This is a genomic window from Tamlana flava, assembly GCF_041287255.1.
Classification (GTDB): Bacteria; Bacteroidota; Bacteroidia; order Flavobacteriales; family Flavobacteriaceae; genus Tamlana; species Tamlana flava.
The window spans coordinates 790,349-805,411 of sequence record NZ_JBGGTX010000002.1 but is presented as its reverse complement, the minus strand read 5'-3'; the positions used below and the strand labels follow the sequence as shown (position 1 = coordinate 805,411).

The following is a 15,063-nucleotide window of genomic DNA, read 5'->3' as shown; positions in this document are numbered from 1 at the left end:
TCATGAAAACAAAATCTTTTTTTATTAGCAGTTTGCTATTTACGGGAAGTCTGACATTAATATTAATGTCTATGACCTTACCAAATCAAGAAAAACCATGGATTGTTCCTAAAAAATATGAAAAAATGGAAAATCCTTACTTAGATGCCAAGGATGAAGACAATGTAGGTCGAATTCTGTATACCAAACATTGCAAATCATGCCACGGAAAAAATGGAAGAGGTGATGGTACTAAAGCTTCCAGTGTTGACACACCAGTTCCTGATTTTGCAAAAGATGCATTTAAGAAAGAAACTGACGGAAGCCTTTACTATAAAAGTGTTTTCGGAAGAGATGATATGCCGAATTTTGAAAAGAAAATAACAGAAGAAGAAGAAAGATGGCTTTTAATAAATTACATGAAAACACTTGCCGATTAAATGTGCAATAAAGAACATTTAAAGACAAAAGCATTTGCTATGATTCAAAGCGAAACACATAGATATTGAATGTGAATATGACATATGTCATTAAATTAAAATGATTTAAATACTATATTAACAAAACATTATTGCTATACCTGTGTTTGATTATAATTTGGTATAAAGTTAAAAGTATTAATTAACTCCTTTAAGGATCATAAAGTTTTTTGATTAGTTTACATGATTTTCACTTTAAGAAAAAAATACATTTTAAAAAAATTAAGCAAACCTGGATAATTTGTAATACCATTTAACGTAATCCTTCCCTTTATGGAGATCAAAGATTTACAATTTCATGAACTTAAAAAAACTAAAGTAAAAGAATTTAAGTTCTTTGGGGTTTCCCATAAAACAGCATCGATTGCCCAACGGGAACTATTCCATCTTTCGGAAAAAGAAAAAGAGAGATTGGTCGGATTAATTTGTAGTCATTTTTCTGATGTAACAGGACTATTAATTTTAGCGACTTGTAATAGAACTGAAATATATTTTGAATCCATAAGAACCAATGCTACTGAAATTCTTAAATTCTTTATGAATTTCAAAGGTCAACCAGAAACTGCCCAGATCGTTTTTCTGCAAACCAATGATACAAAGTCCACAATTAAACATCTTCTTCAAGTGTCTTCGGGCTTAGAATCTATGGTTTTGGGTGACGCCGAAATTATACATCAAATTAAAAAAGCATACCAATACTCAATGCAAAATAAATTGCAAGGTTCAATACTAGAGCGCACTATTCAAACCGTATTCAAGACTCATAAACGTATAAGCAACGAAACAAATTTCAGGGATGGAACCACATCGGTTGCCTATAAGGCTTTAAAATCAATTAGAGACTTTTATGGCAAAGAGGAAGCGAAATCTAGAAATATACTATTTATAGGTGCCGGTGATATTGTAGAACAATTATTTCAATACAATAGTAAGTTTAATTTTACCAATATCCATTTGAGCAATCGCAGTTCAACAAAAGCAAAAATTTTAGCTGAGCTAAACAACGCTAAAATTTACCCATGGAACAGAGTATTACAAAATAACTTTAATGAGTTTGACGTTATTTTAAGCGCTGTGAGCAATTGCCCACATTTAGTAACAAACATTTCAAATACAGCAAATAAAATACTTCTCATCGATTTGGGCGTTCCGAGTAATATTAATGAAAAATTGGCCATTCAAAAAAATATTACTTATTATAATTTAGATACTATTTCTTATGAGTTGCATGTAACAAAAATAAAAAGACTAGAAGCTTTAGATCATATAAATATTATTTTAAACGAAGAAAGAGAAATACTAATCGAATGGATTGAAAAAGCTGCGTATAGAAAGGCCATTGCTGCCCATAAAGAAAGAGTCAGTAAAAAAATCAAAAATGAACTTATCCAATCCAATAGCTACAGCGAAAAGAAAGCCATAGAGCTAACTAACGAGATTATAAAAAAAATAATAACCAACAATAAAAAATTTACCCAATCGGTGGGTATAATATAAAATAACTTGTTCATTTGCTATTACTCTTTAAGCACATAGAGTAAGTCTGTACCGTAGCTATAAATTTAATATTATTGTCACGACAGCGGCCCTTATATCATGATATACATTCTTTATTTGATTATTTTACTTTCTTCAAGAATTATTTCATAAAAATATCCAGATCCCAAGTCTTTATTCAGAACCACCTTACCCTCAATTGTAATTATATCCCCTTTGGTAACCTTATCTGTAGTTGTGGCTGTCAAATCAAAATAACCCTTAAAATCTGTACCATCTTGTATATGTAACCAGTTTACGTCCATAATTGCAGGGTTATACTTAGTTACTTCACCTTTAATGCGAACCCTAGTATTATTGAATCGCTCTTTATTCTGAAAAAGTTGTGCTATTGAAATGGCATTATTATCGGATATTACTTCAATATTTTTCTTCTGGACTAAAGGCTTAGTTCCCACATTTTGTCTCTTTTTAGAACCATAAATTGATGATTGGAATTCGCCTGAAACTAAGGAATTCATATCTTTTGTACTGCTAATACCATTTACAAAATATATGGATTCAAAAGTTCTACTTAATTCCTTACTTTCAAAATCCTTCATTTCCATAGGGTCTCGATAATAATAAGTTTGGTCGACATGAACCTCACTTAAAGGAGCAGCAATCCATTTTTCAACATCATTCTCAACAACTCGCAAATAAGAATATGCGCTTACATGAACCACCTCCTTCACTATAGCTTCATGAATTGCAATTTCGTAAATACTTGATTTATTAGATTTAGATCTTTCACAAGACCAGATAAATAGACTAAGAAAAATAGTTAATTTTAAAAGTTTCATATTGTAAGATCGATATTTAATTTCCTAACAAATTTAATCCATTCCTTTATGTTTTATGATGATAATTGTCATCTTAATTATTCAACCTAATAGTTAATTTTATACTTCCAACTAAAGAGTCAGGTTACATGAAGATCCTTTTGAAAATTCTGTTTTCACCAAGAACAACCCTTGGTTTATTGGTAATTTTCGCAATTGCCATGAGTACTGCAACATTTATAGAAAACACTTATGATACGGCCACCGCCAAAATCCTTGTATATAATGTTGCATGGTTCGAATTATTAATGGTTTTGATGATTATTAATTTTATTGGCAGTATTAAACGTTATCACTTATTAACTTGGAAAAAAATACCTGGATTTATTTTCCATAGTGCATTTGCCATAATTATTGTCGGTGCGGGTTTAACTCGTTACATAGGCTACGAAGGACACATGCATATACGAGAAAGATCCTCTTCAAATTTCATTTATACCAATGATAATTACCTTATTGCTAAAGTTAATAGGGGTAAAGAAGAGGTTCTAGCTGAAAAGAAATTATTAATGGGCATAAATGTTGACAATTTCTTTAAAACCAAAATAAAAACAAGTCAAGGAGATATTGCTATTTCATATAAGAATTTTATCAGAAATGCCACAGAAACATTCATGGAAAATGGAGAAGGCCATATTTCCCTTCTTTATCTTACCCTTAACATACAAGGACATAAAGATGAGATTGTCATTAAGAAGGGGGAATTGAAAATGAATCATGACTTCCCGATTGCATATGAAAACCGTTCTAATCCCAATGCTTTGATGATCCTAGAATCAGGAGATTCATTAGTTGTTCACTATCACAATCCTATAATGGTCAAATCAATGGTCGATTTCCAAGAATCTACCCTACCGGCCGGTGTGATTGGTAAGTTTTCCGACAAACAATTGTACAAACCGGCAGGTTCGGATATGGCCTTAGTAATGACAAAACAGGTTAAAAATGCAAGCATTAAATTTACTCCGCAAACGAAAGATCAAAATGCAGCTGACATGTTAATACTTGATGTTAACCATAATGGGAGATCTCAAGAAATAATGCTGAAAGAAGGGACTGGATCGATTCAAAATTTTCAAAAAGTTTCCTTTGGAGATTTGGAATTGGCCCTTTCTTACGGACCTAAACGTATTGATTTACCCTTTTCAATAAAACTTAACGATTTTGTATTAGAGCGCTATGGTGGGTCTAGGAGTCCATCATCTTTTGCCAGTGACGTCATGATAATTGACCCTCGAGATGACAAAGAGTATGTACAGCGAATCTCAATGAATAATGTGCTTGATTACGATGGGTATCGATTTTTTCAATCATCCTATGACACCGACGAAAAAGGCAGCATTCTTTCGGTAAATCATGATTGGTGGGGCACACTGATTACTTACATTGGCTATACTTTAATGATTATTGGTTTTATATGGACATTGTTAAATCCACATTCACGCTATTGGGATCTCATGAAAAAAATAAGAAATCTTAGGGAGCGCAGAAAATTACTAACTATCATTTTGATCGGATTATTAACCTCTTTAACATCAGCTCAGACGCAAAATCAAAAAATTAACCTTCGAAAAAACCTAAACGTGGTAAGCAAAGAACACGCCAACAAATTTGGAGACATAATGGTGTTAACTTTCGAAGGACGATACGCCCCTATAAATACTCTTGCCATTGATGTCTTGCATAAAATATCTAGAAAAGATAAAATTGTCATCCCCTCAATTGGGGTAATGACGGCCAACCAAATATTCTTAGATATTCCATTAAACAGCGAATTTTGGAAAAATCAAGAGATTATTTATATAAGAGAGCAAAGTGTTTCCGATATATTGGGGATTCGTAAAAAATATGCCTCCTTCAATATGTTCTTTGATAATGATGGCTCCTATCGATTGAAGGAATATGCCGAAAAAGCTTTTAGGAAACCTGAAGGAGAACGAAATAAATTGGATAAGGAGATTATAAAAGTTAATGAACGACTTGAAATTTTTATGATGTCCTTTAAAGGCAGTTTACTGGATATTTTTCCTTTACAAAACACTCCAGAAAAATGGGTTAGTTGGGATGACCCTTCGGCAACCATCGAGTTACAGGGGAGTATCCGTATTATTAATGACGACCTGCAACTATCGAAGATAAATCATCAAAATATAATGCGGTCTTATCTAAAGGAGACTTATAAGGCTGTACAAACCGGTGACTACTCAATATCTGAAAAAATACTCGGCTATATTTCGAGTATTCAACGACATTATGGCAAGAAAGTCGCTTTACCTTCTGAGGCAAAATTACAACGCGAAATTAGTTATAACAATTCCAACATTTTTATCAAACTAAGGAACCTGTATTCAATTTTAAGTGTCATTTTACTGTTCTTGGCTTTTATTGACAATTTAAAATCAAAGCACAATAAAATTTTAAGCTTTACATTAAATATAACCATAGCAATATTATTTGCTGGGTTTATCTGCCATACTTATGGCTTAATAATGAGATGGTACTTATCTGGGCATGCCCCTTGGAGCAATGGCTATGAAGCCTTACTATTAGTTTCTTGGGCAAGTTTATTCGCTGGATTTAGTTTTAGCATATTTTCTAAGATAACTTTAGCCGCTACTACCCTATTGGCATTTTTAACCTTAATGACAGCAAGCCATAGTAGCTACGATCCACAATTAACAAACTTGCAACCCGTACTCAAATCGTATTGGTTAATCATTCATGTGGCTACATTGACCATTAGTTATGGTTTCTTAGGACTAGGGCTAGTATTAGGTCTGTTTAACATGTTTATTTATACTTTAAAGACCAGTAAAAATTACCAGCGTTTATCATTGATTACGAGAGAATTAACTTATATAAATGAAATGACTATAACCGTAGGTTTATTATTAGCGACGGTAGGAACTTTTTTAGGTGGTGTATGGGCCAATGAATCCTGGGGTCGTTATTGGGGTTGGGATGCTAAAGAAACATGGGCTTTGGTTATTACCATCGTTTATACTATTATAATCCACCTACGTTTAGCCCCAAAAATTAAGGGAGAATTTATCTTCAATATGGCATCTATTATTGGTTTTGGATCTGTATTAATGACTTTTCTAGGGGTCAATTATTATTTTACCAAAGGGATGCATAGTTATGCCAATGGGGATACTCCCGTTTTTCCAATTTGGTTTTGGCTAGTTATCATATTACTAATAGTGCTTATAATCTTTGCAGGTATTAACAAGCGTAGAATAGACAATTACCATCTTGAAGTGGGCGACCGTTAAAGTTTCTGAATATAAAAAAAGCACCCGCCTGATTTTTCCAAGAGGGTGCAATTTTATTTAACATTTAAACCCGTTTATTAAGAAACTAATTCTTCATGTACCTTTTCGGTATTTATAGCTGACTGGATAGCATTTTTTTGCTTAAACAGCATAGAATCAATACTTGGTGGCAAGGTTTTATCTTTTAAAATATCTTTATATTCCTTCAAGCTTGCTTCTTCACCTTTTATGGCTTCTTCCAAAATAGCTTCTTCATCATTTGACGAAAGCAGAGATTTTAAACTCATCCAATTTCTGTGGACCGTTCCTTTAAAACTACCCGAGTCTTTAGGTTCTTCACCATATCGCAAAATTTCTGTTCTCAATTGTTTTGCAAACTCGCTTCTTTCGGTTGCCCTGCGCTCAAAAAAGATTTTTAAGGTTGGACTTTCCACATTTTCAGCAGCATTCATATAGCCCTTTTCGGCATCATAATTTTTTACTAGTAATTCATTTAATTTGTTTGAAATTTTTTCAGTATACTTCATGTTATCCTATTCATTTTAAATTTCAATATTTTCTTTATAGATGCGTATTGTTTCACATCTGTATGTATAATATAACATTCATAGTGGCTCAAGTCAAGTTTTTAACACAATTTATAAGTATTTACAAGGCTTTAACAAGTTTAGCGCATATTTTAACAATTATAAAAAGGCAATTTGAGGTTATTGATATAAAAGCCTATTTTTGATATAATCAAAAGCTGTTTTTATGAAAAACTTTCTAGCCTTTTTAATTACCGTTATTGGCTTAAATTCGATTTTTGGCCAGCACATTCCTTTATATGTTGGCACATACACTAATGAAGACAGCGAAGGCATTTATCATTTACAATTTAACACCAAAACTGGAGCACTTAGCAATCTAAAGTTGGCAGCAACCATTAGCAATCCATCTTTTATTGCATATTCTCCAGACAAAAAGTTTGTATATGCTGTAGACGAAGGTGAAAATGGAACTGTGTCTTCTTTCAAAATAATGGAAAATGGCACTTTAGAGTTTATTAACCGAGAAAAAACTTTTGGCGGCGCCCCGTGTCATATTTCAGTCAACCCAGAAGGCAACAAATTGGTGGCTTCCAATTATAAGGGTGGCAATATATCATTGTATGATATTAATGCCGATGGAAGTTTAAATGAAGCATCACAGGTTTTTGACCATAATACAACTGACGAAAAATCGCATGCTCATTCGTCGCAATTTTTTGGAGATGACCTTTTTGTTTCCGACTTGGGCAGAAATGCCCTCTATCAATATAAATTGAAAGAGAGCAAATATGCTCTTGAATCTCCAGCTATTATTGAAACAACAGGTAACCCAGGACCTAGGCACTTTACAATTACAGCAAATGGAACATACATTTACATAATTAATGAATACGGATGCTCCATAACTTCGATTGAAAAAACCAATTCTGGCTTTAAAATAATCGATGAAGATTCAACTTTAGATGAGAATTACAAAGGTCACAACTCTTGTGCCGACATACATTTAAGTAAAGACGAACGCTTTTTATATGGCTCTAACCGAGGCGAAAATTCTATTGCGGTTTTTAAACGAAATACCAAAAATGGTACTTTGGAAAAAATACAGAATATAAGTGTTCATGGCAATTGGCCTAGAAATTTCACACTAGACCCAACTGGAAAATTTCTTTTGGTTGCCAACCGAAAAAGCAATAATATTTCCGTTTTCAGTATTAATTCTTCTACTGGGAGACTCTCTTTTTTGCATGATTTTAAGGCACCAACTCCTGTATGTTTGCTGTTTTGAATGTTTCAGTAAATTTCACAACAAATAACCATCTGATAATTAAAAAAATATAGTATATTTGCGCCCTCATTAATAACTCGAGGTCGAGAACCTCAAATAATTAATTATTATGCCAGTAAAAATTAGATTACAAAGACACGGTAAAAAAGGAAAACCTTATTACTGGATCGTTGCAGCAGATGCACGAGCAAAAAGAGATGGTAAATACCTTGAAAAATTAGGTGCGTACAATCCAAACACAAACCCAGCAACTGTTGAATTAAACGTTGATGGCGCTGTTAAATGGTTACAGAATGGTGCACAGCCAACTGATACAGCTAAAGCAATTTTATCTTATAAAGGTGCTTTATTGAAAAACCATCTTGCAGGAGGTGTAAAAAAAGGGGCTTTGACAGAAGAGCAAGCTGAAGAAAAATTCAATGCTTGGTTGGATGAAAAAGCAGCTAAAATCCAAGCTAAAGCCGAAGGTTTAACAGAAGCTAGCGCCAAAGCCAAAGCAGACGCTTTAGCTGCAGAAAAAGCTGTAAATGAAGCAAGAATTGCTGCTGCGGCTCCTGTTGTTGAAGAAGAAGCAACTGAGGATGAGGCTCATGTTGCAGAAACTGAAGCATCAAGCGAAGAAGAATAAAAATTAAATTTTTATACTTTTAATCCCGCCTTTGGCGGGATTTTTTATGCGAAAAAAAAACCCAAATAATGAGGCCCCTGAATCAAGTTCAGGGAGACAAATCAATTCATTTGTCATGAAAAAAGAAGACTGTTTTTACCTAGGAAAGATTATAAAAAAGTATAGTTTTAAAGGAGAGGTTTTAGCAAAACTTGACACTGACCAGCCAGAGCTTTACGAAAACCTTGATGCTATTTTTTTAGAATTGAGAAACAATCTAGTTCCTTTTTTTATTGAAAGCTCACAGTTGCACAAATCGGAATTGTTGCGCATAAAATTTGAAGATGTTGATACCGAGGCTGATGCAGATGCCATCATGAAAAGTGATTTATACCTTCCTTTGGATTTGCTTCCTAAACTAGAAGGCAACAAGTTTTACTTTCACGAAGTCATCAATTTCACCATAGAAGATATTAATTTTGGTAAAGTGGGGACTATTAAAGCCATTAACGATTCTACGGCACAAGCCTTATTTGTAGTTGACAGGGACGGAACAGAAATCCTAATCCCCATGAATGATGAATTTATTGTTAAGGCAGACCGAAAAAACAAAACCATTTTTGTTGAAACACCCGAGGGGTTAATTGACTTATACCTTTAGACAAACACAGACTACAGCATAAAAAACACAGAGGCCAATCTTTAAAGATTGGCCTTTGTATTTATTTTTTTATTTAATTTCTAGGCAATCTGGCTATCCCCAATTTGAATGGCATGCAGGCTTCTTTCAACGGCATCTCTTTGCTTTTGCAATAATTGCGCTATGTGTTCTGAAAATTTTACTTTGTTTAATGTGTCGTTGTATTTATCAATAGTCCAGGTTTTCATTCTGCAAACTTCATCAAAAAGAGCGTACTCATCATTTTTGGAAATAATTTGTTTTAACCTAGCCCGTAATTTGTTCAATGCTCCTTGCTCATCTTCAGAGTATTCTGGATTTCCTCCCTTTTGAATAATTTCAGCCCCAAGAAACCTACAAAACTCACTTCGTTTAAATGCCATTGCCCTAAAAAAGTTTTTCAATTCTGCATCTTCAACATGATGCAAAGCATCAAGATAAATTTTTTCCGCATCATTATTAATGGCTAAAAGTTCGTTTAGTTGAGTAATAGTTGGATTTGATTTTTTCATTGTTTTGGGGTTTTTCAGGATTACAATAAATTGATAAATAAGCGTTTAGCTTCTCAAATTAAACTATTTCTCACATAATTCAATGTTTTATCATATTTTTTTGCATTTCAGTAATATTTTGCGCCCTTTATCGGCATTCACTGAACAACTTCAACAACAATTTTTGCTTAACCTAAGCTTTATGCATTCTGGGCAATCAAGCTTTCTGATCTTTTAATGGTATTCATCGTAGCCTGGATACCATCGCGCTGTTCTACGAGTAATTTACATACAGATAGTGGCAAATTTAACTCATTTAACAAGGTATTATACTTGCTAATGGTTGATTGTTTTATTCTATAAACTTCCTTGAGCAAAAGACTGTAATCTTTAAGAAAGATTAAATTCCTGAAATTCATGGAAACTTTATAAGACTCTCTTCCAACGGCTTCCGAAAATTTGGATTTACCCACTAGGTTCTCGATTTCCAAGCACAACTGCTCACTGTAAATTTTGCGAACTCTACTTTGCTCTTGAAAAAACGACTTAAGTTCTTCGTCATCAATAGCTTTAAACGCTTCCTGATAAATATTCTCAAGCTCGTGGTTAGACACCAACAAATCATTTAATTTCTTTAAAACTTTCTCCAAATTCCTCATTATCTTAAATTCTTAAACTATTCAAATTCTACCACTATAAATGATATACGTGGTAAAATTAAAAACAAGACGAATCAAAACCCATTTTTTAACATTGTTTAGTATATTTTAGCACATTTTAACGTGTTTATACAATGTCCAACAACCTTTTTAAATTTAAGCAATTTAGTATAAACCAAGACCAATGTGCCATGAAAGTTGGCACCGATGGGGTATTACTCGGTGCTTGGACGACCCTAAAAAACAAACCATTTTCTGTATTGGATATTGGTGCTGGAACAGGCATCCTATCGCTGATGTTGGCACAAAGAAGCCGTGCCGATGTTATTGACGCCCTTGAGATTGACGAACTTGCCTATGAACAATGTGTGGATAATTTTGAGCATTCTCCTTGGGGTGACAGGCTATTTTGCTACCATGCCTCATTGGAGGAATTTGCAGATGAAATTGAAGACAAATACGATTTAATTGTTTGCAATCCACCCTTTTTTGTCGAGGATTACAAAACTAAAAATGAGCAAAGGGATATGGCCCGTTTTCAAGACGCCATGCCTTTTGACCACTTAATTGAGAGCGTTGCCAAGTTGTTATCTAAAAATGGGATTTTTTCGGTTATTATACCATTTAAGGAAGAATCTATATTAATTGAAATAGCATCAAATTTCAACCTCTTTCCAAACAACATTTTACATGTTAAGGGCAGCCCTACTGCGAAATTCAAACGAAGTTTAATTGAATTTTCTTTTGGTGTAAGCGACCTGGAAAAAGAGACACTAATCATTGAAACTTCAAGACACCAATACACCGAAAATTATATTAAACTGACAAAGGATTTCTATTTAAAAATGAAGGACAGCTAGTCGTTCCGCTTATGCCAATGCATTAACAAATAGAAAGGGATTCCTGATAACAATAAGATGAATCCGTAAAATACGGTATCCCTACCCGAACCCCAAATAGCCCAAAGGGAATAAGCGAACCCGAGGCTACCCAAAAGAAAGGTTTTTACCCAATTATTGGCATGTAATTTCTTTTCAATGATTATTAAAACGTAAGCTGCGGCACTAAGCAAATATGGCAGCAAAGCCACAAAAACCACTATTTCCACAATAATTTCAAACTGATCAACCAGACCTTTAGTAAAATTCATGAGCATAACAGCACTTGAAAGCAAACTACCAATAACCAGTCCAATAACAGGGGCTCCCTTTTTGTTTTCCTTTTTGAAGATTCTTGGAAACAAGTCATCTTTGGCAGTTGCCATGGGCACTTGCCCCGTAATCAATATCCAACCATTTAAAACACCAATGCCTGAAATAATAACACCAACAGCTACAAAATAACCACCATAATCTCCAGCAATGAGTCTTGCGGCTTCAGCAAATGGAGCGGGAGATTTTTGTAACACCTCTGTAGGCAATACGCCAAAAAGAACCACGGTTGCCAAAACATATACAATTGTTGTTAAAATGGTTCCAAGCATGGTGGCCTTGGGAACAACAACTTCAGAATTCTCTACACTTTCTGCCGGTATAGTGGCACATTCAATTCCTAGAAATGCATATAATGTCATTACAGCCACCGCTGGCAAGGTTGCAAAATCACTATTCCCGGTTAAATTAAAAGCAGGGAAATTTTCAATATTGAAAAAGAAAACGCCAACTATAATAACAAATGCCAATGGTAATAACTTTAACGCAGTAGTTAAAACCTGAACTTTACCAGATTCCCTAATTCCCTTTGTATTAATCCATGTAAAAAACCATATCAAGAGCAACCCAATACTTACGGAATAGATAGAATTGGTTTCCAACACAGGAAAAAAGAAACTTATAGCGCCTACAATGGCAATGGCAACAGCGCCATTACTTACCCAACAGGATATCCAATACCCCCATGCCATTAAAAACCCAATGAAATCACCAAATCCGGCTCTTGAATAGGCATAAGGACCTCCACTTTTATTAACAACAATTTTACTTAGATTACTAAATATCTTGGCTAAAATCAGCGCCCCTATCCCGGTAAACACCCATCCTAATAGGCTTATACTCCCATATTTGGCCAAAGCCGCGGGCAAAACAAAAATGCCAACACCAATCATATTACCAATGACAAGGGACGTAGCGGTTATAAATCCTATTTTCTGTGGTTTCGAACTCATCTAAAAGGTTTTAATAATAGATAAACTTTAATTATGTAAATTACAAGACGGTTAAATATACAATTATAAAAGAATAAATGGCATATAACTTTTATATAGACCACGATATTTCTAAAGCAGAAACTCTTCCATCATCATTCTATAGAGATGAAAGTGTTTTTGATGCTGTGAAAGAAAAAATATTTCTGAAATCCTGGCATTTTATTGGCGATAAAACTTTGGTCTCAGCAAAACGGTCTGTTTATCCATTTTCATTACTCGAAGGCTATCTTTCTGAACCTTTAGTTTTGACTAAAGACAGTGATAACAACATCTCTTGTTTATCCAATGTTTGCACCCACAGAGGAAATCTATTGGTTACGAAAGCCGGTTCACCAAAAAAAATAATTTGTGGCTACCATGGCAGACGCTTTAACTTAAAAGGTGAATTTGAATACATGCCCGAATTTGAAAAAACCCAAAGTTTTCCTCGTACCTGTGACAACTTACACAAACTTCCTTTTAAGCAATGGGGGCCATTGTTGTTTTCTAGTCTCAACCCTGTTTTTGACTTTCAAAAGGTCATTGATACAATGAATATACGCATCGGATTTCTTCCTTTGGATGAATTCAATCCCGATAAATCATTAAACAATGATTTTATGGTTGATGCGCATTGGGCTTTATATTGCGATAACTATTTGGAAGGTTTTCACGTGCCTTTTGTGCATAAAGATTTGAACGCCATTTTAGACTATGGAAGCTACAAAACCGAGATTTATGAATTTTGCAATCTTCAAATCGGATTTAGCAATGACAGTAAAAATATTTTTGATTTGCCAAAAGGCCACATTGACCACGGTAAAAATATAGCTGCTTATTACTTTTGGATATTTCCTAATTTAATGTTTAATTTTTACCCATGGGGGCTTTCCATAAACTTGGTACAACCCATTGGTGTTAATAAAACAAAAGTTTCCTTTATATCTTATGTTTATAATGCAGATAAACTAAATGAGGGTGCAGGGAGTGGCTTAGATAAGGTGGAGCAAGAAGATGAAGATATTGTTGAAAACGTACAAAAAGGGATACGTTCATCGTTTTACAAAACAGGTCGGTTTTCACCAACAAGAGAACAAGGGGTTCATCACTTTCATCGGCTAATCGCTGAGTTTTTGAACAGATAAATTTTTTAAATTAATTACTATTTTAAAATATTAAATTTCATTTATTTTGGCTAAATTTGACTTTTACTAAATTTTTAATAAAAAAATACAGTATTATTTAGGAATTATTTATTTAAATTAAAAATAATGAAACCTGATTTATTTGAAGCTCCAGACTATTATAACTTAGATGAACTACTAACAGATGAGCACAAATTGGTACGCGCTGCAGCTCGCGAATGGGTGAAGCGTGAAGTTTCTCCAATCATTGAAGAGTATGCCCAAAAAGCAGAATTCCCCAACCAAATAATCAATGGATTGGCAGAAATTGGAGCCTTCGGCCCTTATATTCCTATGGAATATGGAGGAGCTGGCTTAGACCAAATTTCGTATGGACTAATTATGCAGGAAATTGAACGCGGAGATTCTGGTATTCGTAGTACGGCCTCTGTTCAATCCTCTTTGGTTATGTATCCTATTTGGAAATATGGTAATGAGGCACAACGTAAAAAATATCTACCTAAATTAGCAAGTGGCGAATGGATAGGCTGTTTTGGTTTAACCGAGCCAGACCACGGAAGCAACCCTGGAGGCATGGTTACCAATTTTAAAGATAAAGGTGACCACTATTTACTAAACGGAGCCAAAATGTGGATTAGCAACGCACCATTCGCAGAAGTTGCCGTTGTCTGGGCAAAAAATGAGGAAGGGCGAATACACGGGCTCTTGGTTGAACGTGGTATGGAAGGGTTTTCAACCCCAGAAACTCATAATAAATGGTCATTACGGGCATCTGCAACTGGCGAGCTCATTTTCGATAATGTAAAAGTGCCAAAAGAAAATTTATTACCTAACAAATCTGGGCTAGGCGCACCCCTCGGATGCTTGGATTCGGCTCGTTATGGTATTGCATGGGGAGCCATCGGGGCTGCTATGGACTGTTACGACACGGCTTTACGCTATAGTAAAGAACGCACCCAGTTTGGAAAACCCATTGGGCAATTTCAACTACAGCAAAAAAAATTGGCAGAAATGATTACCGAAATCACAAAGGCACAATTACTAACTTGGAGGCTCGGTGTAATGCGAGAAGACGGCAAAGCAACATCTGCCCAAATATCAATGGCAAAGCGCAATAATGTTGATATGGCTATAAACATTGCCCGCGAAGCACGGCAAATTCTTGGCGGCATGGGGATAACCGGAGAATATAGCATCATGCGGCATTCCATGAATTTAGAAAGCGTCATTACTTATGAAGGCACGCACGACATCCATTTATTGATTACTGGTTTGGATATCACAGGATTGAACGCCTTCAAGTAAAACAACCAATATTTTCAATATTCATTTCTTAAAACCTTTAGCAGATAGTTTTCCAAAGGAAAAATT

The 15,063-nt window shown here is 34.5% G+C and carries 14 protein-coding genes; 9 read left to right on the top strand and 5 right to left on the bottom strand.

Annotation, left to right across the window (positions count from 1 at the left end; genetic code table 11):
* Positions 1 to 2 precede the first annotated feature (2 nt).
* A complete protein-coding gene (locus ACB104_RS08070) occupies positions 3 to 419 on the top strand; it encodes a c-type cytochrome (RefSeq protein WP_370477777.1) in 417 nt (138 codons plus the stop codon).
* A 312-nt stretch (positions 420 to 731) separates the two neighbouring features.
* On the top strand, positions 732 to 1,955 hold the full coding sequence (locus ACB104_RS08065) for a glutamyl-tRNA reductase (protein ID WP_370477776.1): 1,224 nt from the start codon (positions 732 to 734) through the stop codon (positions 1,953 to 1,955).
* Between the two features lie 113 nt (positions 1,956 to 2,068).
* On the opposite strand, the gene ACB104_RS08060 is transcribed toward ACB104_RS08065, so the two are convergent.
* Positions 2,069 to 2,797: a hypothetical protein gene (locus tag ACB104_RS08060; protein ID WP_370477775.1), complete on the bottom strand. Its 729-nt coding sequence runs from the start codon at positions 2,795 to 2,797 to the stop codon at positions 2,069 to 2,071.
* Positions 2,798 to 2,925: 128 nt separating this feature from the next.
* Between ACB104_RS08060 and ACB104_RS08055 the strand changes: the two genes are divergently transcribed.
* Positions 2,926 to 6,111, top strand: a complete 3,186-nt coding sequence (locus ACB104_RS08055; protein WP_370477774.1) for a cytochrome c biogenesis protein — start codon at positions 2,926 to 2,928, stop codon at positions 6,109 to 6,111.
* 77 nt (positions 6,112 to 6,188) lie between these two features.
* Here the strand turns inward: ACB104_RS08055 and ACB104_RS08050 are convergent, their stop codons facing one another.
* Positions 6,189 to 6,638, bottom strand: coding sequence for a ferritin-like domain-containing protein (locus tag ACB104_RS08050; RefSeq protein ID WP_370477773.1), 450 nt, complete (start codon positions 6,636 to 6,638; stop codon positions 6,189 to 6,191).
* A 226-nt stretch (positions 6,639 to 6,864) separates the two neighbouring features.
* On the opposite strand from ACB104_RS08050, the gene ACB104_RS08045 reads away from it, so the two are divergent.
* From ACB104_RS08045 to rimM, 3 genes are all read left to right on the top strand, one after another.
* Entirely contained in the window at positions 6,865 to 7,926 is a 1,062-nt protein-coding gene (locus ACB104_RS08045; RefSeq protein ID WP_370477772.1) for a lactonase family protein, read from the top strand.
* Between the two features lie 109 nt (positions 7,927 to 8,035).
* Positions 8,036 to 8,554: a 30S ribosomal protein S16 gene (locus tag ACB104_RS08040; RefSeq protein ID WP_370477771.1), complete on the top strand. Its 519-nt coding sequence runs from the start codon at positions 8,036 to 8,038 to the stop codon at positions 8,552 to 8,554.
* 115 nt (positions 8,555 to 8,669) lie between these two features.
* The gene (gene rimM / locus ACB104_RS08035) at positions 8,670 to 9,194 is read left to right on the top strand and encodes a ribosome maturation factor RimM (RefSeq protein ID WP_370477770.1); all 525 of its coding nucleotides are present in this window, start codon (positions 8,670 to 8,672) and stop codon (positions 9,192 to 9,194) included.
* An 80-nt stretch (positions 9,195 to 9,274) separates the two neighbouring features.
* Here rimM and ACB104_RS08030 read toward each other — a convergent pair whose 3' ends face one another.
* Positions 9,275 to 9,724 carry a PA2169 family four-helix-bundle protein gene (locus ACB104_RS08030; protein WP_370477769.1) on the bottom strand — a complete coding sequence of 150 codons (450 nt, stop codon included), beginning with the start codon at positions 9,722 to 9,724 and terminating at the stop codon, positions 9,275 to 9,277.
* Between the two features lie 179 nt (positions 9,725 to 9,903).
* On the bottom strand, positions 9,904 to 10,362 hold the full coding sequence (locus ACB104_RS08025; RefSeq protein WP_370477768.1) for a DUF2383 domain-containing protein: 459 nt from the start codon (positions 10,360 to 10,362) through the stop codon (positions 9,904 to 9,906).
* Positions 10,363 to 10,496: 134 nt separating this feature from the next.
* Between ACB104_RS08025 and ACB104_RS08020 the strand changes: the two genes are divergently transcribed.
* The gene (locus ACB104_RS08020) at positions 10,497 to 11,222 is read left to right on the top strand and encodes a tRNA1(Val) (adenine(37)-N6)-methyltransferase (protein ID WP_370477767.1); all 726 of its coding nucleotides are present in this window, start codon (positions 10,497 to 10,499) and stop codon (positions 11,220 to 11,222) included.
* Here ACB104_RS08020 and ACB104_RS08015 read toward each other — a convergent pair.
* Positions 11,219 to 12,526 carry an amino acid permease gene (locus tag ACB104_RS08015; RefSeq protein WP_370477766.1) on the bottom strand — a complete coding sequence of 436 codons (1,308 nt, stop codon included), beginning with the start codon at positions 12,524 to 12,526 and terminating at the stop codon, positions 11,219 to 11,221. The two genes, ACB104_RS08020 and ACB104_RS08015, sit on opposite strands and share 4 nt — an antisense overlap.
* Before the next feature lie 77 nt (positions 12,527 to 12,603).
* On the opposite strand from ACB104_RS08015, the gene ACB104_RS08010 reads away from it, so the two are divergent.
* Complete coding sequence (locus ACB104_RS08010; RefSeq protein WP_370477765.1) at positions 12,604 to 13,692, top strand: SRPBCC family protein; 1,089 nt, start codon at positions 12,604 to 12,606, stop codon at positions 13,690 to 13,692.
* A 126-nt stretch (positions 13,693 to 13,818) separates the two neighbouring features.
* Positions 13,819 to 14,997, top strand: a complete 1,179-nt coding sequence (locus ACB104_RS08005) for an acyl-CoA dehydrogenase family protein (protein WP_370477764.1) — start codon at positions 13,819 to 13,821, stop codon at positions 14,995 to 14,997.
* Positions 14,998 to 15,063 lie beyond the last annotated feature (66 nt).

Bases quoted from the DNA above. Each gene is read 5' to 3' on its own strand.
- ACB104_RS08025 (WP_370477768.1), bottom strand. From the start codon at position 10,362: ATGAGGAATTTGGAGAAAGTTTTAAAGAAATTAAATGATTTGTTGGTG.
- ACB104_RS08065 (WP_370477776.1), top strand. From the start codon at position 732: ATGGAGATCAAAGATTTACAATTTCATGAACTTAAAAAAACTAAAGTA.
- ACB104_RS08045 (WP_370477772.1), top strand. From the start codon at position 6,865: ATGAAAAACTTTCTAGCCTTTTTAATTACCGTTATTGGCTTAAATTCG.
- ACB104_RS08050 (WP_370477773.1), bottom strand. From the start codon at position 6,638: ATGAAGTATACTGAAAAAATTTCAAACAAATTAAATGAATTACTAGTA.
- ACB104_RS08005 (WP_370477764.1), top strand. From the start codon at position 13,819: ATGAAACCTGATTTATTTGAAGCTCCAGACTATTATAACTTAGATGAA.
- ACB104_RS08060 (WP_370477775.1), bottom strand. From the start codon at position 2,797: ATGAAACTTTTAAAATTAACTATTTTTCTTAGTCTATTTATCTGGTCT.
- ACB104_RS08015 (WP_370477766.1), bottom strand. From the start codon at position 12,526: ATGAGTTCGAAACCACAGAAAATAGGATTTATAACCGCTACGTCCCTT.
- ACB104_RS08055 (WP_370477774.1), top strand. From the start codon at position 2,926: ATGAAGATCCTTTTGAAAATTCTGTTTTCACCAAGAACAACCCTTGGT.
- ACB104_RS08040 (WP_370477771.1), top strand. From the start codon at position 8,036: ATGCCAGTAAAAATTAGATTACAAAGACACGGTAAAAAAGGAAAACCT.
- ACB104_RS08010 (WP_370477765.1), top strand. From the start codon at position 12,604: ATGGCATATAACTTTTATATAGACCACGATATTTCTAAAGCAGAAACT.
- ACB104_RS08020 (WP_370477767.1), top strand. From the start codon at position 10,497: ATGTCCAACAACCTTTTTAAATTTAAGCAATTTAGTATAAACCAAGAC.
- ACB104_RS08030 (WP_370477769.1), bottom strand. From the start codon at position 9,724: ATGAAAAAATCAAATCCAACTATTACTCAACTAAACGAACTTTTAGCC.
- ACB104_RS08070 (WP_370477777.1), top strand. From the start codon at position 3: ATGAAAACAAAATCTTTTTTTATTAGCAGTTTGCTATTTACGGGAAGT.
- rimM (WP_370477770.1), top strand. From the start codon at position 8,670: ATGAAAAAAGAAGACTGTTTTTACCTAGGAAAGATTATAAAAAAGTAT.